The 24,313-nt window shown below is 69.2% G+C and carries 23 protein-coding genes and 1 pseudogene; 10 read left to right on the top strand and 14 right to left on the bottom strand.

Annotated elements, in window-relative coordinates; genetic code table 11:
- Window positions 1–12 precede the first annotated feature (12 nt).
- Entirely contained in the window at window positions 13–768 is a 756-nt protein-coding gene (locus ACYBSK_RS13030; protein WP_460246143.1) for a NucA/NucB deoxyribonuclease domain-containing protein, read from the top strand.
- A gap of 54 nt (window positions 769–822) precedes the next feature.
- Here ACYBSK_RS13030 and ACYBSK_RS13025 read toward each other — a convergent pair whose 3' ends face one another.
- From ACYBSK_RS13025 to ACYBSK_RS12985, 9 genes and pseudogenes are all read right to left on the bottom strand, one after another.
- Complete coding sequence (locus tag ACYBSK_RS13025; RefSeq protein WP_460246142.1) at window positions 823–1,317, bottom strand: hypothetical protein; 495 nt, start codon at window positions 1,315–1,317, stop codon at window positions 823–825.
- Between the two features lie 242 nt (window positions 1,318–1,559).
- Window positions 1,560–1,864: pseudogene (locus ACYBSK_RS13020) on the bottom strand (hypothetical protein); the annotation flags it as partial.
- An 857-nt stretch (window positions 1,865–2,721) separates the two neighbouring features.
- Window positions 2,722–3,603, bottom strand: coding sequence for a DUF6282 family protein (locus tag ACYBSK_RS13015; RefSeq protein ID WP_460246141.1), 882 nt, complete (start codon window positions 3,601–3,603; stop codon window positions 2,722–2,724).
- Window positions 3,596–4,957: an MFS transporter gene (locus ACYBSK_RS13010; protein ID WP_460246140.1), complete on the bottom strand. Its 1,362-nt coding sequence runs from the start codon at window positions 4,955–4,957 to the stop codon at window positions 3,596–3,598. Before ACYBSK_RS13010 ends, ACYBSK_RS13015 begins: the two co-directional genes overlap by 8 nt.
- A gap of 37 nt (window positions 4,958–4,994) precedes the next feature.
- Window positions 4,995–6,377, bottom strand: coding sequence for an MFS transporter (locus tag ACYBSK_RS13005; RefSeq protein ID WP_460246139.1), 1,383 nt, complete (start codon window positions 6,375–6,377; stop codon window positions 4,995–4,997).
- Window positions 6,361–7,434 carry an amidohydrolase family protein gene (locus tag ACYBSK_RS13000; RefSeq protein WP_460246138.1) on the bottom strand — a complete coding sequence of 358 codons (1,074 nt, stop codon included), beginning with the start codon at window positions 7,432–7,434 and terminating at the stop codon, window positions 6,361–6,363. Before ACYBSK_RS13000 ends, ACYBSK_RS13005 begins: the two co-directional genes overlap by 17 nt.
- A gap of 117 nt (window positions 7,435–7,551) precedes the next feature.
- Window positions 7,552–8,166, bottom strand: coding sequence for an RraA family protein (locus tag ACYBSK_RS12995; RefSeq protein ID WP_460246137.1), 615 nt, complete (start codon window positions 8,164–8,166; stop codon window positions 7,552–7,554).
- A 49-nt stretch (window positions 8,167–8,215) separates the two neighbouring features.
- Window positions 8,216–9,007, bottom strand: a complete 792-nt coding sequence (locus ACYBSK_RS12990) for an IclR family transcriptional regulator (RefSeq protein WP_457478356.1) — start codon at window positions 9,005–9,007, stop codon at window positions 8,216–8,218.
- Between the two features lie 78 nt (window positions 9,008–9,085).
- Window positions 9,086–10,069, bottom strand: coding sequence for a phosphoglycerate dehydrogenase (locus tag ACYBSK_RS12985; protein ID WP_457478357.1), 984 nt, complete (start codon window positions 10,067–10,069; stop codon window positions 9,086–9,088).
- A gap of 194 nt (window positions 10,070–10,263) precedes the next feature.
- Here ACYBSK_RS12985 and ACYBSK_RS12980 point away from each other — a divergent pair, with 194 nt between their 5' ends.
- From ACYBSK_RS12980 to ACYBSK_RS12970, 3 genes are read left to right on the top strand one after another with little or no spacing between them, the layout of a single operon-like run.
- Entirely contained in the window at window positions 10,264–11,448 is a 1,185-nt protein-coding gene (locus tag ACYBSK_RS12980) for an ABC transporter substrate-binding protein (RefSeq protein WP_460246136.1), read from the top strand.
- A 55-nt stretch (window positions 11,449–11,503) separates the two neighbouring features.
- Window positions 11,504–13,294 carry an ABC transporter permease gene (locus ACYBSK_RS12975; RefSeq protein ID WP_460246135.1) on the top strand — a complete coding sequence of 597 codons (1,791 nt, stop codon included), beginning with the start codon at window positions 11,504–11,506 and terminating at the stop codon, window positions 13,292–13,294.
- On the top strand, window positions 13,287–14,378 hold the full coding sequence (locus ACYBSK_RS12970; RefSeq protein ID WP_460246134.1) for an ABC transporter ATP-binding protein: 1,092 nt from the start codon (window positions 13,287–13,289) through the stop codon (window positions 14,376–14,378). The genes ACYBSK_RS12975 and ACYBSK_RS12970 overlap by 8 nt, the downstream gene beginning before the upstream one ends.
- Window positions 14,379–14,448: 70 nt before the next feature.
- On the opposite strand, the gene ACYBSK_RS12965 is transcribed toward ACYBSK_RS12970, so the two are convergent.
- The 3 genes from ACYBSK_RS12965 to ACYBSK_RS12955 all read right to left on the bottom strand — a co-directional run bounded on the left by ACYBSK_RS12965 (window position 14,449) and on the right by ACYBSK_RS12955 (window position 15,777).
- A complete protein-coding gene (locus tag ACYBSK_RS12965; protein ID WP_460247014.1) occupies window positions 14,449–14,673 on the bottom strand; it encodes a DUF3500 domain-containing protein in 225 nt (74 codons plus the stop codon).
- A gap of 231 nt (window positions 14,674–14,904) precedes the next feature.
- A complete protein-coding gene (locus tag ACYBSK_RS12960; RefSeq protein ID WP_460246133.1) occupies window positions 14,905–15,291 on the bottom strand; it encodes a hypothetical protein in 387 nt (128 codons plus the stop codon).
- 60 nt (window positions 15,292–15,351) lie between these two features.
- On the bottom strand, window positions 15,352–15,777 hold the full coding sequence (locus ACYBSK_RS12955; protein ID WP_460246132.1) for a YjbQ family protein: 426 nt from the start codon (window positions 15,775–15,777) through the stop codon (window positions 15,352–15,354).
- Between the two features lie 122 nt (window positions 15,778–15,899).
- Between ACYBSK_RS12955 and ACYBSK_RS12950 the strand changes: the two genes are divergently transcribed.
- From ACYBSK_RS12950 to ACYBSK_RS12925, 6 genes are all read left to right on the top strand, one after another.
- A complete protein-coding gene (locus ACYBSK_RS12950) occupies window positions 15,900–15,983 on the top strand; it encodes a putative leader peptide (protein ID WP_457481729.1) in 84 nt (27 codons plus the stop codon).
- A 126-nt stretch (window positions 15,984–16,109) separates the two neighbouring features.
- Complete coding sequence (locus ACYBSK_RS12945; RefSeq protein ID WP_460246131.1) at window positions 16,110–16,997, top strand: ABC transporter permease; 888 nt, start codon at window positions 16,110–16,112, stop codon at window positions 16,995–16,997.
- Window positions 16,970–17,740, top strand: coding sequence for an ABC transporter ATP-binding protein (locus ACYBSK_RS12940; RefSeq protein ID WP_460246130.1), 771 nt, complete (start codon window positions 16,970–16,972; stop codon window positions 17,738–17,740). Before ACYBSK_RS12945 ends, ACYBSK_RS12940 begins: the two co-directional genes overlap by 28 nt.
- Window positions 17,741–17,823: 83 nt before the next feature.
- On the top strand, window positions 17,824–18,873 hold the full coding sequence (locus tag ACYBSK_RS12935; RefSeq protein ID WP_460246129.1) for an ABC transporter substrate-binding protein: 1,050 nt from the start codon (window positions 17,824–17,826) through the stop codon (window positions 18,871–18,873).
- A 4-nt stretch (window positions 18,874–18,877) separates the two neighbouring features.
- Window positions 18,878–20,047, top strand: a complete 1,170-nt coding sequence (locus tag ACYBSK_RS12930; RefSeq protein WP_460246128.1) for an LLM class flavin-dependent oxidoreductase — start codon at window positions 18,878–18,880, stop codon at window positions 20,045–20,047.
- Window positions 20,048–20,200: 153 nt separating this feature from the next.
- The gene (locus ACYBSK_RS12925; protein WP_460247013.1) at window positions 20,201–21,340 is read left to right on the top strand and encodes an NAD(P)-binding domain-containing protein; all 1,140 of its coding nucleotides are present in this window, start codon (window positions 20,201–20,203) and stop codon (window positions 21,338–21,340) included.
- A 61-nt stretch (window positions 21,341–21,401) separates the two neighbouring features.
- Here ACYBSK_RS12925 and mltG read toward each other — a convergent pair whose 3' ends face one another.
- Both mltG and ACYBSK_RS12915 read right to left on the bottom strand, forming a co-directional pair.
- On the bottom strand, window positions 21,402–22,235 hold the full coding sequence (gene mltG / locus ACYBSK_RS12920) for an endolytic transglycosylase MltG (protein WP_460246127.1): 834 nt from the start codon (window positions 22,233–22,235) through the stop codon (window positions 21,402–21,404).
- Window positions 22,236–22,390: 155 nt separating this feature from the next.
- Window positions 22,391–24,208: an ABC transporter ATP-binding protein gene (locus ACYBSK_RS12915; protein WP_457477059.1), complete on the bottom strand. Its 1,818-nt coding sequence runs from the start codon at window positions 24,206–24,208 to the stop codon at window positions 22,391–22,393.
- Window positions 24,209–24,313 lie beyond the last annotated feature (105 nt).

Here is a 24,313-nt window from a genome sequence, read left to right as displayed (position 1 = left end):
TGCGACAGTGGCATGTACGAGGGCCGTACCGCTTCCCCCGGCGCCTGGAAGAGGGACGGCAAGACCAAGTTCGACCTCGTGTCGTTCGCCTCCAGCCCGCCCAGTGCCGCTGCGGGCGCGCAGATCGCGAATGCCGACTTCCGCCCGAAGTACGAGTTCACGATCCCCGGGTACGACCAGTTCCAGCCCACCGACGGCGAAGAGGGCAAGCTCCGCTTCGACAGCGCGGCCTACCTCCGTCGCGGCAACATGGGCGCGGTCTTCAACGACACCACACCGGCGCTGCGGTACGACCGCAGCGACACCAGCGACCCGAGCGCGCCCGGCGAGCCGTACCTCGGTGTCGCCGCCGTCGCCAATCACATCGGAGACGCCCGGAACGACCCGGACTCCACCCTGCCGCCCAAGAGCGACAAGAACCTGCCCGGAGCGGAGGCCACCGACCCGCTGCACCGTCTGGTCCCCGCCGCCGGTGCGACTCAGCGCACCCGCGTCCGGGACAACCGCAACGCCGTACGGGCCTACTGCAACGGCGGAGACGTGCCCGGCGGCCCGGCCGACGGGGTCCAGTGCGACGAGTACCCCTTCGCGTCCAGCTACGAAGGCGCGGCCCGCTACATGTACGACGGCACCCAGTACGAGTACGACTACTCGGTGAAGTACATCGACAGCCAGGAGAACGAAGAAGCCGGACGCCGGCTCAACGCCTGGTACGAGAACGACCGCATCATCGACAACGACGCCTTCGTGATCGCCATCGGCGACTGACGAGTGTCGGCGTGGGATGCCGTCGTGTCGACGGCACGGCGGCAGCCCGGTACCTCAGTCAAGATTCCAGACCTGCGCCAGACAGTACTGATCCACGCCTTCCAGATCGGCCTCGTGACCGTCCGCGGCATACTCCAGAGCGCCGATCTGCCCCTTGAACGGGGAGTAGAACGGGCCGGTCTCCGGGTTCAACGCCCACGACATCCGCACCCGGTATCGCCCGGTGGCGGCGAGTCCGATCTCCGTAGGGAGCGTCTCGCCCAGCGTATAGACGCACAATTCCCCCGCGGGAAAGAACACCTCGGTTTCCTCGCCGTGCGACCACACCCCCTCGCCGGGCGGGTCCCCCTTCCACAGTTCCACGCGCACCCGGGCGTCGATCACGTTCGAGGGACAGTGCGCGTGAACCATCCCCTCAGCAGGGCGCAACCAGCTTCCTGCCGGCGCATCCGGGTAGTGGATGTCGCTCTCTCGCGATTGTTCGACCAGGCCGAGCGTGCCGTTCTCAACGAGAACCTCGACAGTCCCAGCGGCGAGCAGCTGCCCCATACGAGTCCTCCCTGCCAGGTGCACACTCTGCGGCACCGGCGTCGGATGCTTCCACGTGCGTCAGCCTTTCAGGGGTGTCGCACCGTGGCCAGAGAGTCGCGGGCGCATGGCCGATTGCCGACGTCCGTCGGCGAAGGCCTTACCCGCCTACGCCGCCGCTGCCGTTGCCGTTGCCGTTGCCGTTGCCGTTGCCGTTGCCGTTGCCGTTGCCGTTGCCGTTGCCGTTGCCGTTGCCGTTGCATCATGCTCGCAGCCCAGATGACCACTGCCAGAAGGTGCTCGGGGAGCAGCCCGACGTACGGATCGGGCTGCACGAGCAGGGTGGGCGTTCCCGCAGTGGTGCGTCGGGCGGCTCCTCGTGGTCGAGGGTGGTGACGTCGTCGTCGATCCATGCGGCTGGGCAGTCGCCGAGTTGGGCGTCGACGTGGTCGCGCTTCCAGAGGTAGCCGTCGGGATGGCTAGTCGTGATGTCCAGCCGGGGCAGGTCGCCGTACGGCAACGGTGGCAGGGCAAGGAGTGGCCCGATCAGGGTGGCTGCGTCCTGGCGCCGGCACCGCTGTCGGGCCTCGCCTCTCAGCATCGGCCCTGCAGGAGCCCAGGGCGCGCACGCCTCAGCGCGGCGGTCGAACCAGCCCTGATAGCCAACCCGCTCTTCGAAGCCGCCTCCGTCTTATGGCGAACCTCGCCCGCATCCCGCGCGGCACCGGCCCGAGACGCAAAGCCGGGCGGGAAGGCAGGCTGGTCGTTCAGCCGCGGCGTTGTCACCACCACCTTCCGCGGGCTGGTCGAACTGCGCGGCACCATGCGGCGAAAGCAGCGCCGTCCGGTAGCCCGCAGGTCGGCGGACGACCCTGCACATCACTCGATCGGTGCGACCGGACTTCGTCTCTACAATCCCACCAAAGCGACTGGCTGACCGAGGAACGACAGCCGCACCTGGCGGTTGCGATTCGAGACGTTCGTATCCGCGAAACTCCGTTAAGACAACGGTCAGCGTAGCCGTTAGCCGTGCCCAGCCGTTGCCGGCCGCCCCGTGCCCGGTGCCCCGCCCACGACCACCGACGAGCCACGCGGCACACGACGGCGTCATCGCGGCTGGTCGCTGTCACGTCTGTCGTGATGCCAGTTCGACTACGGTGACGTCCGACGGCACCCCGATCCGGGTGTGCGGCCCCCGAACTTCCCGTTCGCCAGCGGTCCCATCCCTGTCTGAAGGGCACCGCACGCTCACGATGGAACTGGTCCGGCCCAGGGGACGCGAACTCCCGGAATCCGTGACTCAGTTCCTCGCGCCGGCGCGGAAAGAACTGGGTTCCGGGGCCGCAGCGGCCATTGAACGTACGGAGAAGCTGAGACGTCCCCGCAGACCGCTCCTTCAGGCCGTCGACAGCAGTCGCGGTGCGATCAACGGGACACGAGCTGGAACGGTGTGGTCGATGTCATCGACACGATGTCGTCGTCGGCGAACGACCAACTCACCAGCATGCGACGCCAGATCGCCATCCCGTCGGAGATCAGGTCGCCGCCGGGCTGACCGAGGTCCGTCGTGACCACCGTACGGCTCGCTCCGCAGGCCCGGATCCGTTCCCGTGTCGCCTGCTCGCTCACCTTTGCGCCCTGCACGACGGACAGGCACCGCTCGATGAGCGCGCCCTGCCGGGCGAACTCCTGCTGCTCCTCGATGCCGATCCCCTGCCGGGGAAGGTCGGGGTGGGTCACCATCACCCGCTGGATCCTTCGCCGACGAAGCTCCGCGAGGAGGACGGACACCTCCTGGGCGTCCAGATGCCCGGTGCCGACGGCCAGGTCGAACTCGGCGACCACGTCGAGGACGTGCTGCGCCTGCGCGCACAACCGATCACCGTCGAGGATGCCGACCGGAGGCCCGTAGCCCCGCTTGGCAGCCATCTCCTGATGCACCCCGCTCCACACGGGAGCGGCGTAGCCCGGCGGAAGACGCTGATCCGCTCGTTGTGCGCGACTGTCCAGCGTGGGCATCCACACCATGCGGGCACCGGAGCGCGCCGCCACCTCGACCGCCGCCGCGTTCAGCCCGCCGACGGGACGGTTGAGTGTGATGCTCCCGACGACCTCGACCTCGGGATGCCGCGCGCGCACCGCCATCGCCCGGTCGGCGGTCGGCGCGACATGGGACTTGATCACGAACCCGCGCTGGCCGGAGCGCAGACACCCCCGGGCCACTTCCTCGTCGGTCTGGCTCCGGGGCGAGATGTCGGGTGACGGGTGGCAGTGCAGATCGAAGGTGCCGGCGGCCGACTCACTCACCGTCCTCGCTCCTTTCGGGATCGTCGATACGGGAGGGTCCCACGGAGCGCAGCGACACGACTCCGCACAATGCCGCCGCGACCATGTACAGGGCCGGCGCGAGCGACCAACCCGTCGCATCCGTCAGCCAATTGGCCACGTACGGTCCGAATCCACCGCCGAGGATGGCGCCGATACCGAACCCGAACGCCACACCGGTGAAGCGCGCCGTTCCGCTGAAGAGTTCGGTCAACAAGGGGTATCCGATGGCCTGGGCGAAGACCCACGGCACAAAGGAGACCGCCATGGCCAGGCCCAGCACGACCGCGTTGTGGACCGCCATCAGGAGGAACATCGGCAGCGTCAGAACCACGTAGCCGATCATCGCCAGGCCGAAGACCCGGCGCCGGCCCCAGCGGTCCGAGGCGTACGCGGCCAACGGCATGAGGAAGGCGAAGCCCACGGTGAGCAACGAGTTCAGCGTGAGCGACAGCGTCTCGGGCTGTGCCAGCTCGGTGGTCAGGTGCACGTTCAGGTAGACATGTCCGACGTACGCGGTGCAGGTGATCGCGAAGGCGATGCACGTGACCTTGAGCAGGGCCGGGCGCTCGCTGCTCAGGACGTGCCGCAGCGGGCTCACCCTCCGGTTCCCCTTGGACCGGGCCATGTGCGGTGCCTCCGGCAGGGAACGGCGCAGGACGACGCAGAGGATCGCGAGGGGCAGCGACATCAGGAACGGGATGCGCCAGCCGAAGGCGTGCATCTGGTCGTCGGAGAGAACGAGCGAGCACAGCGCGGCCAGGCCTCCGGCGAGCGCCGTTCCGACCGCGATCCCGGCCGGGGTGAAGCCGCCGAAGAAGCCGCGGAGGGTGGCGGGAGAGTTCTCCGCGATGTACGTCGAGGCCCCGCTCGCCTCCCCTCCGGCGCAGAACCCCTGCACGAGCCGGGTGAGGGTGAGCAGCGCGGGCGCCACGATCCCGGCGCTCGACGAGGTCGGGAGCAGACCGGTCGCGGCACTCGCCACGCCCATGGTCAGCACGCTGCCGAGCAGCGCAACCTTGCGGCCGTGAGTGTCTCCGAGCCACCCGAAAAAGATCGCGCCGATCGGGCGCATCAAGAATCCCGATCCGAAGATGGCCAAGGTATTGAGCATGGCCGCGGTGTCGCTGAGGCCGGCGAAGAACAGCGGCGAGAGGAAGATCGCCATGTTGGCGTACAGGCTGAAGTCGTAGTACTCGATCGCGGACCCGGCCCCACCGGCCAGGGAGACCCGCCAGACGCGCCGCGGCACGCGGGACAGTTGCCCCGTCAGGCCGGGCGCCGAGGGCGGCGAGTCGTCGGTGTGCGGTCCCGACGAAGGAATGATGCGCGGCATACCGTCCTGCTCAGTTCGAGGGAAAGCTCTTCGTTGGTTACGTGGCGTCGGTGGGTTCACCACCCGCCTTGGCAGGTCGCTGCACGCCCAGTTCCAGCTGGGCGGGTGCGGCGCCGACGTCGTTGCTGCGCTCGGCGCGCGCGGCGACGATCAGGGCGAGGACACTGACGGCGGCCAGGGCCATGAGCGGCATCAGCGCCAGGGTGAAGCTGCCGGTGCGGTCCTTGATTCCGCCCACGAGCCAGTTCCCTCCGAAGGCGGCGAGCGACCCCAGGGAATTGATCACCGCTACGCCCGCGACGGCCTCGCGCCGGCTCAGCCATTGCGTCGACAGGCTCCAGAACGGGCCCTTCGCGGCGTAGGTCCCCACAAGCACGGCGGACAGGACGAGCAGGAACACGGGCAACGCGTAGGCGAGCGGCACGAAGGCGAGAGCCACCGCCGAGAGGGCGATGGGGATCACCGTGAAGCGGACGCGTCCGCTGCTGCGGTCGGAGGCCCTGCCCCAGAGGACCATCAGGATCGTGGCGATGGCGAAGGGAATGGCGTTGAGCCAGCCGACCTGTGTGTCGGAGAGTCCGAAGCCCTTCACCATCTGGGGCTGCCACACGGACAGTGCCTGACTGATCGCTGCTGTGGAGGCGTAGACGAGCGACAGCAGCAGAACTCGCTTGTTCAGCAGGGTCTTTCGCATCGGGACGTGGCCCGCCTCGGCGGCAGGCTCCTGCGCCCGCAGCTCGTTCTCCAGCCAGGCGCGCTGCTCCGCGGAGAGCCACCGTGCGTTGTCCGGGTGGGAGGGCAGCAGGAAGAGCGCGACGACACCGAGTACGACGGCGGGGATACCCTCGATGATGAACAGCCACTGCCATCCGTGCAGGCCGAGCAGGCCCTGGAGCCGCAGCAGGTAGCCGGAGAGGGGTGAGCCCAGAACGCTGGCCAGCGGAATGGCCATGCTGAACAGGGCGATGACCCGGCCCCGGTGGGCCGGCGGGTACCAGAAGGTCAGATACAGGATGACGCCGGGGAAGAAGCCGGCCTCGGCCGCACCGAGCAGCACGCGCATGACGGTGAAGGACGTGGGCCCGGCGACGAAGGCCATACCGGCGGCGACGAGCCCCCACGTGATCATGATTCTCGCGAGCCAGACACGGGCGCCGTAGCGGTTGAGTGCGATGTTGCTGGGGACCTCAAGGGCCACGTAGGCCAGGAAGAACACCGAGGCCCCGAAGCCGAACTGGGAGGAGCTCAGCCCGATGTCGTCGTTCATGTGGATCGCGGCGAAGCCGACGTTGGACCGGTCGATGTAGGCGATCAGGTACCCGAGCAGGAGGAGGGGGAGCAGCCGGATCGATATCTGCCGGATGGTGGCCTTCTCGATCTCAGGGGCATCCCCGGCGGGGTTCTTACGCAGGCTGGTCATGGGGCTGCTCCTGGGAAGGGCGAAGTGCGGGGGTGTTCGTCGAGGGACCCATCCGGTAGACCGACTCGGCCGTCTCATGGAAGAGGCGGGCCTGTTCGGCGGGTGAGAGATCCGCGACCGTCCGGGCGAAGGCGTTCCACAGCACGCGGTAGCCGAACATGCCCTTGTCCACGGGGAAGTTGCTGGCGAACATGCAGCGCTCGGTTCCGAACCGGCGCAGGCAGGTCTCGATCAGGGGCGCCATCGCGGCTGCGAGCTGCTCGGAGTTCGGCGGGGCGGGACGCTCGTCGAAGCGGAACCCGAGGACGCGCAGGCCGGCGCCGGAGAGCTTCAGGTGAACGTTGGGGAACCGGGCAAGTTCCGTCATCTCCCGGTCCCACTCGGCGAGGACGTCGGCGCGGGTGTGGTGTGTGTAGGGGCCGACGCCAAGAGGGCCGCCCATGTGGTCGACGACGATGGTGGTGTCGGGGCAGGCGCGCGCGAGGTCACGGACCTGCGGGAGCTGGCTGTGGTACGCCCACACGTCCAGGCTCAGGCCCCGCTGCGCCAGGACCCGTGCGCCGGCCTGGAACGCGGGGTCGACGAGCCGGTCGGCGGCGGGCGGGAACGGGGAGCTGGTGACGCGAGGGTCGGCGTGCCAGGCGGTCTGATTGCGTACGCCTCGCAGCCGGCCTCCGCCCTCGGCCCGCATGGCGTCGAGGACGTCCTCCAGCCGGTGCCCCAGGGTCAGGTCGGCTCCGGCGACGACGGCGCGACACACGTCGGGGGCCGAGGGGCGTGTGCGGCGGATGGCCTCGGCGATTCGCCGGGCGAAGCGCACTTCTCCCACCGGCTTGAGCTCCTCCGGCCCGTCGGTGCGGTACGACGACCGGCACTGGACATAGACGGTGGCCACGACGGTGGGAACAGTGGCGAGGTCCTGGAGGTGTTCCTCGGCGAGGTAGGTGTGGTTCGGACGGTCCCACAGATGGTGGTGGGCGTCGATGACGGGGATGTCCGGGAGCGCGAGGGGCTCGTCGACGAGCGCGAGCCAGTCCTCCCGGACGGGGGCGTGCACGTGGGATGAGAGTCCGCTGGCCGCCCGGGCATTGGGGTACTGCATGAAAGCACCACGTCCTTGGGGGCTTTGTGTCGTGCCACGGGGCGGCGCCCGGGGCGGGCGCCGCCAACCGTGTCAGGCGCCGGTGGGGAAGGCTTCGAGTCCGAGCTGAGCTGCGATCTCGGTTCGCTTGGCGTCCTCTTGGCGCTGCTTGTCCTCGGCGCGCGCGACGACGGTCCCTGCGCGCTCGCGCGGCACGACGACCACTCCGTCGTCGTCGCCGAGCACGTAGTCGCCGGGGCTCACCACGACATCGGCCACGGCGACCGGGACGTCCAGTTCACCGGGGCCGTCCTTGTACGGGCCTGCGGGGGTGACGGCCCGGGCGAACACGGGGACACCGAGGGCCTGGAGGACGGCGACGTCGCGGACCGCGCCGTCGATGACGATGCCGGCGCAGCCCTTGGCGACCGCGCGTCCGGCGACGAGTTCGCCGATGAGGGCGCGGTCGATGTCGCCGCCGCCCGAGACGACGAGGATCTGTCCCGGCTGGAGTTCGGCGAGCGCCTTGTGGATGTAGAGGTTGTCACCGGGCCTGGTGCGCACGGTGTAGGCGGGGCCGGCCAGGGTCAGCCCCGGACACATGGTCCGCAGGACGGACTGGCACACGTTCAAGCGGTCCATGGCGTCGCCGACGTTGGCGACGGGAAGGGCGGCCAGACGGCGCAGGATGTCGGGAGAGTCAGTCACTGAAGTGGCTTCCTTGAGTCTGATGAGCTCCCGCGCCGTGCGACGTGGGTCAGCTCAGTCGGGTGGAGATGGCGTCGGCGGCGCGCCGCACCTCGACCACGAGGGCCTCGGCACGTGCGTCGTCGATGTCCTTCGACAGGCCGGTGACGGAGGCGATCGCCAGGTACCGGCCGTCGGCGCTGTTGATGACGGGCGCGGCCACCGCTGCGGTGCCCGCCACCCGCTCGTTGGCGGCGACGATGTAGCCCTGCGCCCGCAGTTCGGGCAGCTGGGCCAGGAGGGCGGACAGTGCGATGTCCTCCCGTTCGGCAGGCGGCGTGGCGGCGAGGGACGCGGCCACGAGTTCCTCGACCTCACCGTCGTCCAGGTCGGCCAGAAGCAGCTTGCCGATGCCCTTGTGCAGGGGCAGCTGCTGCCCGATGGGCAGCTGGTAGCGCAGGGGCGTTGGCCCCTCGATGCGCTGTACGGCCACTCGCGCATGGTCGATGCGCACGAACAGGGAGGCCGTGAGGCCGGTGGCGAGCATGAGTTCCTGCAGCACCGGTGTCGCGATGAGGGTCAGTTGACTGGTCGTGAGGTAGGTGTGTGCGGCCAGCAGCGGTGCGAGTCCCATGCGGTAGTCGCGGTCCGCACGGCTCACGTAGCCGCGCCGTTCGAGCACGGTGAGGATGCGTTGCGCCGTGGCCAGGTGCAGATTGGTGCGTTTGGCGATGTCCGTGAGCCGCAACGGGGCCTTGGAGTCGTTGAAGGTCTCCAGGACGTCCAGGGCTCGTTCCAGCGCCCGGAGATTGGCGCTGCCACCCTTGTTGTCACCTGCGGGCCGTGTGCTCTCGTCGGTCACGCCGTCCGTCCCCTCATCACTGTCCTCGCGGAGAGTTGTTCTCACCTGGCGAGAGACTATCTGGCCCCTTCGGTCGGACTACGGGACCGCCTGCTGGAGCACCTGCGGATTGACGACGTTGCGGGGAGCCTCTCCCTTCAGGACCCGCAGCACGTTGCGTGCTGCCTCGATTCCGCTGCGCCCGCGGGCCTGGGCGGTGGACCCGCCGATGTGCGGTGTGACGACACAGGTGGGGATCTGCCGCAATGGGCTGTTGGCCGCGAGCGGCTCGCCCTCGACGACATCGAGACCTGCGCCGGCCAGCTCGCCCGCGGCCAGGGCCGCGGCGAGCGCCACCTCGTCGAGGACCCCGCCACGGGCGGTGTTGATGACATGGGCCGTCGGTTTCATGCGCGCCAGGCGGTCCGCGTTCAACCAGTGTCGGGTCTCGTCCGACAGGAAGAGGTGCAGGCTGAGGAAGTCACTGCGCTCGACCACCTCGTCGGCGGACGTGAAGTCGACCGCCGCGCGCTCGGCGAAGTCCGGGTCGGGGAAGGGATCGTAGGCGAGGACCCGCATGCCGAAGGCGAGTGCGAGGTCCGCGACGGCCTGTCCGATGCGCCCGCAGCCGATCAGGCCCAGCGTCGCCCCCCGCAGTTCGACACCGGGCAGTCGGCGCCAGCCGCCTACGCGTACGTCCTCGAGGTTCTCCCCGGCCCGGCGGGCGCTCATGAGCATGAGCATGAGGGTCGTCTCGGCGACGCTGTTGCGGTTCACGCCCGGGGTATTGCAGACCGTGATGCCGAGTTCGGCGGCCGCGGCCACATCGATCGCGTCGTAGCCCACACCGGTGCGCGAGATCACGCGCAACCGCGGGGCCGCCTCCAAAACCGCGGCCGTGATGGGGTCCGACCCCACGATCGCGGCATCCACGCCACTGAGCAGGTCCGCCAGCTCACCGGGGCCCCGGTGGCCCGACCAGGGGCTGTGCAGGGTCTGGCAGCCCTCGGCGCGCAGGAGCGCGTCGACCTCGTCATCGGGGCGCAGGTACTGGGTCGTCACTAGGACCCGGGGATCGGGCACGGAGACCTCCTCAATCTCTGGGAGCCCCCATCTAAGACCCGAAACACTCGCCACGCAATACCTACTTTCATCTGGCGAGAGTTTCTACAACTTTTTTGGTCACAGGTCTTGCTTTACGAGAGAAGTGCGCGCCAAGGTGCGGGGGTTGATCGACAGACCGTGGTGCCAGAGCCGTCACTTGCAGAGGTGAACCGATGTACCCGCCCCGCCACCCGCACCCCGAGCAGCGCCCACCGGGCAGGGGCCTGGCCCCGCCCCGGCGGCGAGCGCTCCAGGGACTTCTCGCCTCCGGGGCCCTGCTCGGGCTCGGCGCACCTCTCACGGGATGCACGGCCGAGGACCACAAGAACGCCGAGGCACCCTCGCTTCCGGACTACTACCCGGCCGACTACGCACAGTTGGTGGACGCGTCCCGCCGCGAGGACGAACTACTGCTGTACAGCAACACGCCGCAGACCGCGCTCCAGCCCCTCTTCGAGGGCTTCACCCGCCGCTACCCCTGGATCAGCCGGGTACGAGCCACCAACCTCAGCAGCTCGGCCGTCTTCCAGCGCTACTACAGCGAGCGTGCGACCGGCGGCTCGCCCGTCGATCTGCTCCTGTCCATCTCCCCCACCGACTGGGCCGACTACGCGCAGCGGGGCGTCGCCCTCGACTACGAGTCCGTGGAACTGAGCAAACTGCCGGACTTCGCCCAGATCCTCCCGCGCGTCTTCGTGCTGTCCACCGACCCGAACGTGGTGCTATACAACCGCAAGACCCTCGCGGCCACGCAGTACCCCAAGGGCCTGCGCAGCATGGCCGACCTGTGCGAGGCGCACCCGTCCAGATACCGGGGCAAGATCGGTATCTACGACACGACGAACCCCTTCGGCTACTCAAGCAACGCCACCTACACCTCACACGCACCGGGCGGCTGGTCCCACCTGCGCCGCCTACTGCCCTTCTGCCGCCCGGAGAACTCCTCCGGATCACTGACCGAGAAGGTCATCTCCGGCGAGTACGACGCCGCCGTCCACTCCGGCGGCACCGTCGCCATCCCGATCGCCGAGCGCAGCGGCGGCCTCCTCGGCTGGACCTTCTACGAGGAAGGCACGGTGGCGGTGCCCCGCGCCCTCTCCATCGTCGAGACCGCGCCCCACCCCAACGCCGCCCGGCTGTTCCTCGACTACGTGCTGTCCGCGGCGGGCCAACAGGACGCGGTCTCCGGCGGCTTGGGCCCTTATCGCGTCGGTACCAAGGGCGCCGGCGGCATCGAGCCGTACCAGGGTCTGATTCGTCGCCTGGGCGAGAACCGTGTGTTCCTCGCCTCGTACAAGGGCGTCGGGGAAAGCGCGCACGCGGCGTACGAGCGCCGCTGGGACAGCGCCAGGACGTAGCGGTCCACGTCGACCCACCCCTCGTTCGCCCCTCAGCACGTCCCGGAGAGCCCTCATGCCTCAGCAGTCATCGGCCCTGGCACCCAGTCCGCCACGGCCCACCCCGCCCACACCCCCCGCGCACGACCGGCCGCCGCGCTACCGTCGCTGGCGCGGCGCGGGCAGGGAAGTCGGCATCCACTACGCCGTCTTCCTCCTGACAGCGGTGCTCGTCCTGGCACCGGTCGTCCCCATCCTGTACCAGTCGTTGCGCGACCGGCCCCTGTACGAGGGCGGCGGCGCCTTCGTCCTGGACAACTACGTCCGGCTGTTCACCGAGGCCGGCTTCGGACACACGGTCGTCAACACACTCCTCTTCGCGGTGCTCACCACGCTGTTCGCCCTTGCCATCGCCGTCCCCATGGCCGTACTGCTCACCCGGACCCGTTTCCCCGGCGCCCGGCTGTTCGCGCAGGTCGTGCGGTGGCCGATCTATCTGTCACCGCTGGTCCTCGCCTTCGGATGGATCGTGATGTACGGACCCGCCGGGTTCGTCAGCGCCGCCCTGCACAACACCATCGGCTTCGTCCCCTGGGACCTGTACAGCCTGCCCGGCATGGCCTTCGTCGAGGCCGTCGCACAGGCCCCCATCGCCTATCTGTTCTGCGCCAACGCCCTTGCGTCGTCGGACGCTTCCCTCGAACAGGCGGCCCGCGTCTGCGGCGCGAAGCCCACCCGTGTGCTGCGCTCTGCGGTCCTGCCGATGCTGCGCCCACCCGTTCTCTACGCGAGCCTGCTGATCTTCGGAACCGCGGTCGAGACCCTGTCGATCCCGCTGATCCTCGGCGAGCCCAATGACATCGAGATGTTCTCCAGCTTCCTCTACGTCCACGGCATGGAGGCGCTGCGTCCCGACTACGGGCTGCTCGGCGCCGCGTCGACGCTGATCCTCGCCACGACCGTGTGCCTGTCGCTGCTGCAGATCCGTCTGCTCAAGCACGCCCAGCGGTACGTGAGCGTGCGCGGCAAGGCCACACGCCGCGGCACCCTCGACATCGGCGCCTGGCGCTGGCTGGGCTTCGGCTTCGTTGCCCTCTATCTTGGCTTCGGTGTGCTGCTGCCCATGGCGGCCCTGGTGCTGCGGGCGTTCAGCCGGTTCCTGTCGCCGCTGATCTCCCCGTTCTCCACGCTCACCCTCGACAACTTCCGGCTGATCTTCGCCTATGAGCCGTACACGCAGTCGATCACGAACAGCCTCGTCGTCGCGCTCACCGGGGCCGCCGCGGTCACCCTCCTCGGAGCGCTCGTCGTCCTCACGGCGCGACGGTCCCGGTTCCGCCTCGGCCGGTGGCTCGAGGTGCTGGCCCTTTCACCGCAGGCGATCCCCGGACTCATCATCGGCATCGGCCTGTTCTGGGCCATCGCGCTCGCGCCGTCCCCGATCAGTGCGGCCCAGGGAACCCTCGTCGCCGTCGTGATCGCCTTCGGTATCCGTGCCCTGCCCTCCGCCTTCGGTTCCATCTCGCCCGCGGTACTCCAGCTGGGACAGGAACTCGACAACGCCGCCCGCGTCGCCGGCGCCGACTGGTGGCGCACCGTCACACGCGTGCTCCTGCGCCTCATCGCTCCCGCGCTCGTCGCCTCGTTCCTGCTCATCTGGGTGCAGATGATCCGCGAATACGCGCCGGCGATGTTCCTCGCGGGTTCGGACTCCCAGGTCATCGGCACCACCGCCGTCGAGCTGTGGACGCAGGGAGAAACCGGATCCGTCGCCGCACTCTCCACCATTCAGATCGCCGTCACCGTCATCGCCGCAGGTCTTGTGAACCTGTTCGTCAAGGAAAAGAAGGGTGCGCCCCATGCCTGAGCTCGCCGTCGAGAACATCAGCAAGTCCTTCTCGGGCAACACCGTGCTCACGGACGTCGAGTTCACCGTCGCCGAAGGGGAGTTCTTCACCCTCCTGGGCCCGAGCGGCTGCGGCAAGTCCACGACCCTGGCCTGCGTCGCGGGCCTGGAGGACCCCGACTCCGGCACCATCCGTGTCGGCGACGACGTCTTCTTCGACGGGCGCCGTGACACCACGGTGCCACCGGAGGGCCGCAACCTCGGGCTCGTCTTCCAGTCCTACGCCCTGTGGCCCCACATGACGGTCGCGGACAACCTGGCCTTCCCCCTCAAGCTGCGCAAGCTCCCGGCGGACGAACGCGACCGCCGGGTCGACGCGGCCCTCGACAAGGTCGGCCTGCTCGAACTCAGGGACCGCTACCCGCATCAGCTCTCGGGCGGCCAGCAGCAACGCGTCGCTCTCGCCCGCGGAATCGTCTACTCGCCTGGCGTCCTCCTCCTCGACGAGCCGCTCTCCAACCTGGACGCCAAGATGCGCGACCAGGCGCGCGCGTGGCTCAAGGACCTCCAGAGGGAGATGGGCATCACCACGGTGTATGTCACACACGACCAGGTCGAGGCCATGTCGCTCAGTGACCGCATCGCGGTGTTCCTGGGCGGAAGGCTGGAGCAGATCGGCACCCCCACCGAGATCTACGAGACACCCGCGACGCCCGAGGTCGCCGCGTTCATCGGCCGCTGCAACCTGCTCGACGGAACCGTGCACATGACAGCCGATGACACCACGACGGTGCGGGTGTCCCTCTCCGGCACCGATCAGTCCCTGCGCGTCCCCCGCACCGACGGCCTCCACGACGGACAAAGCGTGACGGTCGGCCTGCGCGCCGAACGCGTCCGCTTCACGGACGAGACCGTCGTCGACGAGGACCAGGGCAGCGTACTGAAGGCGACCATCGTCGACCGGGCCTACACCGGAGCCCACTACGAGTACCGGCTGTCGGTCGGCGACCTCACCCTCCTCGCCGAGAGCCCGACCCACCGGGCCGCCGCCGACACCACAGTGCAACTGCGGGCCGACGACTGCCTGGTGTATCCCCACGGGTAGTTCGGGCCGGTGCGCCGCTTCAGAGCGGACGCCCTCGGTGAAGGCCACGGTGGTGCTGTGCGGGACTGGCTCAGGGGCCAGTTCCACTACCTGATCCGCCGACCGACTGAGGCCGCGTCAGACCGTCAGTGATCGGTCTCCAAAAGGAGCTTGAGGAGATCGATCCCGTAGTCGCCGCCGTAGCAGAGTGGTGAGTGGCGTCGTACGCGATCAGGACAACCGGGCTGTGCACGCGGTAGTAGACGGCAGAGAAGTCCTTCGTCCCTCCTGGCCAGTAGAAGTAGGTGGGGTCGATTTACTCCTCGCCCTCCTTCAGTTTCGCTGCCGCGTGCCCCGCATCCATGTAGCCGACGTAGACACCGACCAGGTGAGCAGCTTCTGCTTCTGGGCCGCGGTCAGTTTCGAACCGGGCAGCCCCCCATAGGGGGCTGGCACGCAGTCGCTCCCAACCGCTCGGCCAGCCCTTGTTCCTTGCAGCACGGACATGGCATGGAGGCGCGTCGGCCGACGTCAGCGTGTCGCCACCTCAGTGAGCAGGTACGGCTGGTTCGAGCGACGGCGAACGCATCCTGCGCGAGTTAATCGCCTTCTTCAGCGCTTCATGTGTGCCCCTGTCCCACAGCCCTTTACATATACGGTTCGGATTGCCATCCGAACCGATCACCGGCTCTCCCTTGCGCATCAGGTACCCAAGGGCAGCTTCGGAGAGCAGGATTTCGCGGAGCGTCGTCGAGTACCAGGGAAGCCCGCGTGCGGGACGCCCGTACATGACGGCGAGATGGTCAACCGGTGCCAGTTTCTGCGCCCGATTCAAGCGGGCCCCCTCACTACCAGGTGTCACGCTGACCGGGAAATCCCGCTCCGACGAAGGCCCAACAGAGCTGATGCAGGCTTTTGCGGCAGGTTCGGGCACGCGGCTCGATTGTCCAGTTGGTGCGGCCGGACTTCGCGACTATCGTGCAGCCAACTCGGCTCACCCACCGAAGAAGCTCAACCGGACCTTCCGTCGCGGATTGTCCTTGTTGGTGTCCACCAAACACACCGACTGCCACGTCCCCAACTCCAACCCACCCCCCACCACCGGCAACGTCGCATGCGGCGGCACGATCGCCGGGAGGACGTGGTCGCGGCCGTGGCCCGGGGAGCCGTGGCTGTGCTGCCAGCGGTCGTCGGCGGGGAGGAGGGTGTGGAGGGCGGCGAGGAGGTCGTCGTCGCTGCCGGCGCCCGTTTCGATGACGGCGATGCCCGCGGTGGCGTGGGGGACGAAGAGGTTGAGGAGGCCGTCGCGGCCCTGGGCCACCTCGCGAAGGAAGGACTCGCAGTCGCGGGTGAGGTCGACCACACGCTCCGTGGAGCCGGTGGTGAGGTTCAGGACTCGGGTCGTGAAGACGTCTGACATGAGGCCATTGTCCCTCCCTGAACGCTTGAGGACCCGCTGCGGGCGGGCCGGATCTCCGGGGCGCGGTTCCACGCGCTGAGACGGCATTGACCGGGGGTCGACAAGTGGATACGTTCTGCCGCATGTTGCGTTCAGCCATGCTCACCACGCGCGGTCACATCGACCTGCTGCGGGTGGCCTCTGCCGCGTGTCGTTTCGGCTGCTGACGCCCTCTTCGCTTCACCTCTCCCTCCTCTCTCTTTTCGTCGCCGCTTCGGTGTTCGTCCGTGACGGCGCGCCGCTGACGCGCGCCCGCTGACGCCGACGCGTGCTCTCGCCTGCCATGGAGTGCCATGAGCATCAGTCATGCTCCGCCCGTTTCCCCTGCCGGAAAACCTGCCGGAACACAGGAGTCGTCCGCCGAGACCGCCTCCCCTCTTGAGCTCGTTCCGCTCGTTTCCTCGTCCACTCGTCGCACCCGCGTGCCGCGGTGGCTGCGGCGGACCAGTGGTCCGTTGTTGCTGCTTGCGCTGTGGCAACTCCTCACGTCCCTGGGGGTGTTGACGCCCGAGGTGCTGGCCTCGCCCGGCACCATCGCGCGGGTCGGCGCCGACCTCGTGTCCGACGGATCGCTCCCCGCCGCCATGGGTGTGTCGCTGCAACGTGTCGCCGTCGGGCTGCTGTGCGGTGTCGTCGTCGGGGTGGGACTCGCGCTGCTGTCCGGCCTGTTCCGGGTCGGCGAGGATCTGGTCGACGCGAGTGTGCAGATGCTGCGGACCGTGCCGTTCGTCGGGCTGATTCCGCTGTTCATCATCTGGTTCGGGATCGGCGAGGCCCCGAAGGTCGCCGTCATCACGCTCGGCGTGACCTTCCCGCTGTACCTGAACGTGTACGCCGGGATCCGCGGCGTCGACGCGCAACTCATCGAGGCGGGCGAGTCGTTGGGGCTCAGCCGGTGGGGTCTCGTACGTCATGTCGTGCTGCCGGGGGCCCTGCCCGGTGCGATGACCGGGCTGCGGTACTCGCTCGGCATCGCGTGGCTGGCCCTGGTGTTCGCGGAGCAGATCAACGCGGACGCCGGCATCGGCTTCCTGATGGTGCAGGCGCGGGACTTCCTGCGGACCGACGTCATCGTCGTATGCCTCGTCGTCTACGCCTTCCTCGGCCTGCTCGCCGACTTCGTCGTCCGTTCCCTCGAAAGGCTGCTGCTGCAATGGCGACCGACGTTCACCGGCCGGTGACCCCCGCCCCGTCCACCTCGTCCGCTACTCCCGTGAAGACCGGTCCCGCGGTGCGCGTGGAGGGCCTCAGTCGCTCATTCGACGGGAAGGACGTGATCCGGGATCTCGAACTCGACGTCCGGCAGGGGGAGTTCGTGGCTCTCCTCGGGCGCAGCGGTTGCGGCAAGTCCACACTGCTGCGGATTCTCGCCGGGCTCGACCGTGACATCGAGGGCACCGTACTCGTGCCGCGCCGCAAGGCCGTCGCTTTCCAGGCGCCGCGGCTCATGCCGTGGAAGCGGGTGTGGCGCAACGTACTGCTCGGACTGCCCGGCAAGCCCGAACGGGCTGTTGCCGAGCGGGCGTTGGACGAGGTCGGGCTCGGGCACCGTACGGACGCCTGGCCCAAGACGCTCTCCGGCGGCGAGGCCCAGCGCGCCTCCCTCGCCCGCGCGCTCGTGCGCGAACCCGATCTGCTGTTGCTCGACGAACCGTTCGGCGCGCTCGACGCGCTGACGCGGATCAAGGCGCAGCGGCTCGTCGGTGAACTGTGGCAACAGCGGGGCTGCGCGGTGCTGTTGGTGACCCATGACGTCGAGGAGGCCGTCCTGCTCGCCGACCGGGTGCTCGTCATGGACGAGGGCGTCATCGCCCACGAGACCCGTATCGATCTGGAGCGGCCGCGCGACCTCACCGATCCGCGCTTCGCCGCCCTGCGCGCCGAACTGCTCCAGCGCCTCGGCGTGGACGAGTCCTCCCCTTGACGCTGACGCCTCGTCACCGTCATCGCCATCGCCATCGCCATCGACCTGGATCCTCAACTCAATCTCTTCTGAACGGACTTGCCATGCGACGCCTCCTCGTTCCCGGCGCCCTCCTCGCTCCCCTCTCCCTTCTGCTCGCCGCCTGCTCCGGCGCCTCCACCGCCAGTACGTCGACCGGCAGCGGCGGAAGCGGCGGCAACACCGACGGGAAGGGCTCGCTCACCCTCAACGTGGGTGACCAGAAGGGTGGTTCGGAGGCGGTGCTGCGGGCCGCCGGCGAGCTCGACGACCTGGATTACACCATCCGCTGGTCGACCTTCACCTCGGGGCCGCCACTCCTCGAAGCGGTCAACGCCAAAGCCGTGGACATCGGCGGCGTCGGCAACACACCGCCCGTCTTCGCGGCGGGCGCCGACTCGAAGATCAAGGTCGTGTCCGCGAGCCACGGGACCGCGAAGGGCGACGCGATCCTCGTACCGAAGGACTCGACGCTGAAGAGTCCGGCAGGGCTCAAGGGCAAGTCGATCGCGGTGGCCCAGGGGTCGTCGGCGCACTACCAACTCGTCGCCTCACTCAAGAAGGTGGGGCTCGAACTGAAGGACGTGCAGGTCAAGTACCTGCAACCGGCCGATGCGCTCGCCGCGTTCACCAGCGGCAAGGTCGACGCGTGGGCCGTCTGGGACCCGTACACGTCACAGGCTCTGCGCGGAAACCTCGGCCGTGTACTCACCGACGGCGACGGGGTCACCAACGGGCTCGCCTTCCAGGTCGCCGCCCCCGGCGCGCTCGCCGACAAGAAGAAGTCCGCCGCCATCAAGGACTACCTGGAGCGGCTGCGGCGCGCCCAGAACTGGGTCTACAAGCACCCCCAGGCCTGGGCGAAGGTGTGGGCCAAGGACACCGGGCTGCCGTACGGGGTCGCGTACGACGCCGTGAAGCGGACGAACGGCACGCGGGTCACGGTCGCCGTCGACAAGAACGTCATCGCGTCCGAGCAGCAAATAGCCGACACCTTCTCAGAGTTGAAGCTGATCCCGCACGAGGTCGACTTCTCGAAGTTCGTCGACACGCGGTTCAACGGCGAGCTGCCGCCCTCGACCACCGCTCCGCGCAGCTACGGCAAGGAGTCCTGACGCCGTGAACGTATCCCTGCACTGGTTCCTGCCGACCGGCGGCGACGGACGCACCCTCGTCGACCGGCACGCCTTCAGCGGCGGGGCGCTCGAACGCTCACCCGGCGGCCCGATCTCCGGCGTGCGCCCACCGGACCTCGACTATCTCGTTCAAATCGCCAAGGCGGCCGAGCAGTTGGGCTTCGAGGCCGTACTCACTCCGACGGGGACGTGGTGCGAGGACGCGTGGCTGACGACGGTCGCCCTCGCCCAGCACACCGAACGCCTGAAGTTCCTCGTGGCCTTCCGGCCCGGAGTGATCTCGCCGACGCTGGCCGCGCAGATGGCGTCGACGTACCAACGGCTCACGAACGGGCGGCTGTTGCTCAACGTCGTCACCGGCGGCGACTCCGCCGAGCAGCGCCGCTTCGGCGACCACCTCGACCACGACCGCCGCTACGCCCGCACCGACGAGTTCCTGTCGGTGGTGCGTGGTGTGTGGGGCGGCAGCTCGCGGACGCCGTTCGACTTCGCCGGGGAGCACTACCAGGTGGACGGCGGCTACACGGCGCTGCCGCCCGATCCGCTGCCGGAGATCTTCTTCGGCGGTTCCTCGGCTGCCGCGGGGCCCGTCGCGGCGCGGCACTCGGACGTGTATCTGACGTGGGGCGAGCCGCCGCAGCAGGTGAAGGAGAAGATCGACTGGATCCGTTCGCTCGCCGAGCGGGAGGGCCGCACGGTGCGGTTCGGGATCCGGCTGCACACCATCACGCGCGACTCGACGCGCGACGCGTGGGCCACCGCGGACCGGCTCCTCGACGACCTCTCCCCCGAGACGGTCGCCGCCGCGCAGGCCGCACTCGGGCGCAGCGAGTCGGTCGGGCAGCGACGGATGCTGGCGCTGCACGGCGGCAAGCGGGAGGGCCTGGAGATCTCGCCCAATCTGTGGGCCGGGGTCGGGCTGGTGCGCGGCGGCGCCGGCACGGCGCTCGTCGGCAGTCACGCCGAGGTCGCCGACCGGATCGAGGAGTACCACGCGCTCGGCATCGAGCACTTCGTGCTCTCCGGCTATCCGCATCTGGAGGAGGCGTACTGGTTCGGGGAGGGCGTCATTCCGGAACTCGCCGCGCGCGGGCTCGTGCGGCCTGCCGCGCGCCGGACCGGTGTCCCGCTGGCGGTCGCGGGCGGACGCTGAGCGCTGAGCGCTAAGCGATCGGCGGCGTTCGGAGCCGGTCGGGTCGGGTCGGGCCCGTGCCAGTCGGGTCGGGTCAGGACGGGACGGATCTGGTCGGTTCGGTTGGGTGGGAAGTTCTCGGGCCCCGAGGGAGTTGGTAGAAATGTGAACGACATCGGGGTACGTGCCGAGGTACGAGACGACGACACCCACGCCCACGGCGCCGGGGTCGACGTCGACGTCGTGGTCGTCGGCGCCGGGCAGGCCGGCCTGTCCGCCGCCTACCACCTGCGCCGCGTGGGCTACGAGCCCGAGCGGGACTTCGTCGTCCTCGACCACGCGCCCCGGCCGGGCGGCGCCTGGCAGTTCCGGTGGCCCTCCCTCACCTACGGCAAGGTCCACGGCATGCACGCGCTGCCCGGCATGGAGCTGACCGGCGCCGACCCCACGCGTCCGTCCTCGGAGGTCGTCTCCGCCCACTTCACCTCGTACGAGGAGACCTTCGACCTGCGCGTACGGCGTCCGGTCGACGTGCGGGCGGTGCGCGAGGGGGACGGGGGCCGGCTGCTCGTCGAGACCTCGGACGGCGTCTGGTCGACGCGCGCCCTGATCAACGCGACCGGCACCTGGGACCGGCCGTTCTGGCCGCGCTACCCGGGGCAGGAGACCTTCCGCGGGCGGCAGCTGCACACCGCTCAGTACTCGGGGCCGGAGGAGTTCGCGGGTCAGCGCGTCGTGGTGGTGGGCGGCGGGGCGTCCGGGACACAGCACCTGATGGAGATCGCCCCGTACGCCGCCGCGACGACCTGGGTGACGCGGCGGCCGCCCGTCTTCCGCGAGGGGCCGTTCGGCGAGGAGCAAGGGCGGGCCGCCGTGGCGAGGGTCGAGGAGCGGGTACGTGAGGGGCTCGCACCGCTGAGCGTGGTGTCGGTGACCGGGCTGCCGGTGAACGACGCGATCCGCGAGGCCCGCGCGAACGGTGTCCTCGACCGGCACCCCATGTTCGACCGGATCACCCCGACGGGTGTGGCCTGGGACGACGGGCAGGAGGTGGCGGCCGACGTGATCCTGTGGGCCACCGGGTTCAGGGCGTCCATCGAGCACCTGTCGCCGCTGAAGCTGCGGGAGCCGGGCGGCGGGATCCGCATGGAGGGCACGCGCGCGGCCCTCGACCCGCGGATCCATCTGGTCGGCTACGGCCCGTCGGCCAGCACCATCGGCGCGAACCGGGCGGGACGGGCAGCGGTGCGCGACATCCAGCGCCTGCTGGGCAGGCGCCCGGCACCGGTGTGCCCCGCATCGGTCACCGCGTGAGGGGCAGGGCGCGACCCGGCGCCCGCTTGCCTCACCCCTGAAGCCCCCTGAAGAGTTTCGTTCAGCCCTCTTCTTCCCTGGCTTTCGCCTGGTTCTTGTTGAACTCCTGCACGTTCTTCTCCTGCTCGTCCATGTCCGCCGTGAAGCGCGTGTCCCCGTGCTTGACCGTCACGAAGTACAGCCAGTCGCCCTCCGTCGGGTTGGTCGCCGCCCGCATCGCCTCGTCCCCCGGGTTGCCGATCGGAGTGGGCGGCAGCCCCTTGCGCGCGTAGGTGTTGTACGGGCTCTTTATGCGGGTGTCGTCGTGGGTGGTGTCCAGCGTGGAGCGGCCGAGCGCGTAGTTGATCGTGGAGTCCATCTGGAGCGGCATGTCGTGGTCGAGCCGGTTGTAGATGACGCGGGCGACCTTGCCCATGTCCTCCTTGTTGTCCGCCTCGGCCTGCACGATGCTCGCGATGATGACCCGCTGGTACGGATTGACGGCGTCGCGCTGGGCTCCCGCCGTGGTGCCCTGGCCGCCGAACCTCTTGTTGGCCGTCTCGACCATGTACGACAGGACCGACTGCGGAGTCGACTTGTCGTTCAAGGGATACGTGGCCGGAAAGAGGTAACCCTCCGCGTTGTCCCCCGCGTCGCTCGGCAGCTTGAGGTCGGCCTTGGGCGCGGCCTTCTTCGTCGTGCCGGCGGGGACGCCGAGCGCCTTGTCGACGGCCGCGTACACCTGGCCCGAGCGCCAGCCCTCCGGAATCGTCAGCAGCTGGTCCGCGTCGTCGCCCGCCAGGGCCAGCGGTACCGCGACCGCGGTGGCCGCCACGACAACCCCGGTCACCGTCATGGCGACGCGCCCTCGGCGCGTGAGTCGCATCGTGCTCCGTTGCGGAGTCTCGGTCTGCATGCCGGAACGGTAACCCGTGCGTCAGGCCATTCCTGACATCTCTTCATCCTCCTCGACTCCCTCACGGTCTCTCTCCCCAGCGTTCTCACGGACGTCCCGTTCGAGGCCCTCGGGCGCACGGATTCCGTTGCGCCCCACCTGTCGCCACGTGTCCGTTACGCCGCCGCTTCCACGCGCGCGTCCCGTCGCACCAGTGCGGCGTACCGGCCGTCCTGCGCGAGCAGCTCCTCGTGGGTGCCGCGCTCGGCTATTCGCCCGGAGTCGAGGACCACTATCTGGTCGGCGCCGCGGATCGTGGAGAGACGGTGTGCGATGGTCAGCGTCGTGCGGTTGGCCGAGAGCGCGTCGATGGCCTGTTGCACCGCGTGCTCGGTGCGGGTGTCGAGGGCGCTGGTCGCCTCGTCGAGGATGAGCAACGGTGGGTCGCGCAGGATGGTGCGGGCGATGGCCAAGCGCTGCTTCTCGCCGCCGGAGAAGCGGTGTCCGCGCTCGCCGACCACGGTGTCGTAGCCGTCGGGCAGCCCGGCTATGTGGTCGTGGATCTGAGCCGCTCGGGCCGCCGCGTACAGCTCCTCGTCGGTGGCGTCCGGCTTGGCGAACCGCAGGTTCTCGGCGACGGAGGCGTGGAAGAGGTACGTCTCCTGCGAGACAACGCCGATCGCACGCGCGAGGGTGTCGAAGTCCAGGTCGCGCACGTCCACCCCGTCGAGGGTGACGCGCCCGCCCGTGACGTCGTACAGCCGCGGCACCAGATAGCTGAGCGTGGACTTGCCGGAGCCGGTGGGGCCGACGACGGCGAGGCTGCCGCCCGCGGGGATCGTGAGGTCGATGCCGTCGAGGATCGGATCCTGCCGCTCGTCGTCGCTGTCGTAGCGGAACTCGACGTTCTCGAAGCGGACCTCGCCCTTGACGGTGTCCAGCCGGACCGCGTTCTCGCGCTCGGTGATGTCGACCGGCAGGTCCAGGTACTCGAAGATGCGCTGGAACAGGGCGAGCGAGGTCTGGATCTGGACGCCGGTCTGGAGCAGGCTCACGGTCGGCCGGAACAGGCCCTGCTGGAGCGAGACGAACGCGACGAGCGTGCCTATGGAGACGGTGGGACCGCCGAGCTGCAGGGCGACGCCGGCCGCCCAGTAGATGACGGCGGGCATGGCGGCCATGACGATGCTGATGACGGACATCCGCCAGCGCCCCGCCATGTTCGACCTGACCTCCAGGCCGACCAGCTGGTCCGACTCGTCGGCGAAGGACTTGGTGAGGGAGTCGGCGCGGCCCATGGTGCGGCCGAGCAGGATGCCGCTGACGGAGAGCGACTCCGTGACCGTGGCGGCCATCGCGGCCATCTGCTTCTGGCGCTGCGTGGCGATCTTCTTGCGCTCGCGGCCGACCCGGCGGCTTATCCACACGAAAACCGGCAGCAGAAGCAGGGAGACGACCGTCAGGCGCCAGTCGAGGGCGATCATCGCGACGACCGTGGCGATGACACTCGTCAGGTTCGAGACGAGGGAGGTCGCGGTGGAGGTCACGGTCGCCTGCATGCCACCGATGTCGTTGGCGATGCGGGACTGGACCTCGCCGGTGCGGGTCTTGGTGAAGAAGGCGAGCGACATGCTCTGCAGCCGTCCGTAGACGGCGGTGCGCAGATCGTGCATGACGCGCTGGCCGACGGTCGTCGAGATCAGCGTCTGCAGGACGCCGAAGACGCTCGTCACGACGGCGCTGACGATCATGCCGAGGGCGAGCAGGCTGAGCAGCCCGGTGCGGCCCTGCGGGATCGCGACGTCGAGGATTTCCTTGAGCAGGAACGGCGTGGCGACCGTGACCAGCGAGGCGGCGCAGACGAGGAGCCCGACGAGGGCGAGCCGCCCGCGGTAAGGACGGAAGAGCGACAGGATGCGGCGGATCTGGCGCGGCTCGCCCGGCGCGTCGGCATCGGGGGGCGGCGTCCACGGGATGTGTTCGGGGCGGGGCATGGGCCTCCTAGGCATGGGGAGAGCTCGGCGGGCCCTCATGGGTCAGGAGCCGAGCTCGACTTTGAGGAGCATAGTGCATTGTTACCTCTATTCACAATGCACAAG

The sequence above is a fragment of the Streptomyces sp. BYX5S genome (assembly GCF_054724165.1).
Note: the sequence above shows the minus strand (reverse complement) of the source record. Positions and strands in the feature narration are given on the sequence as shown.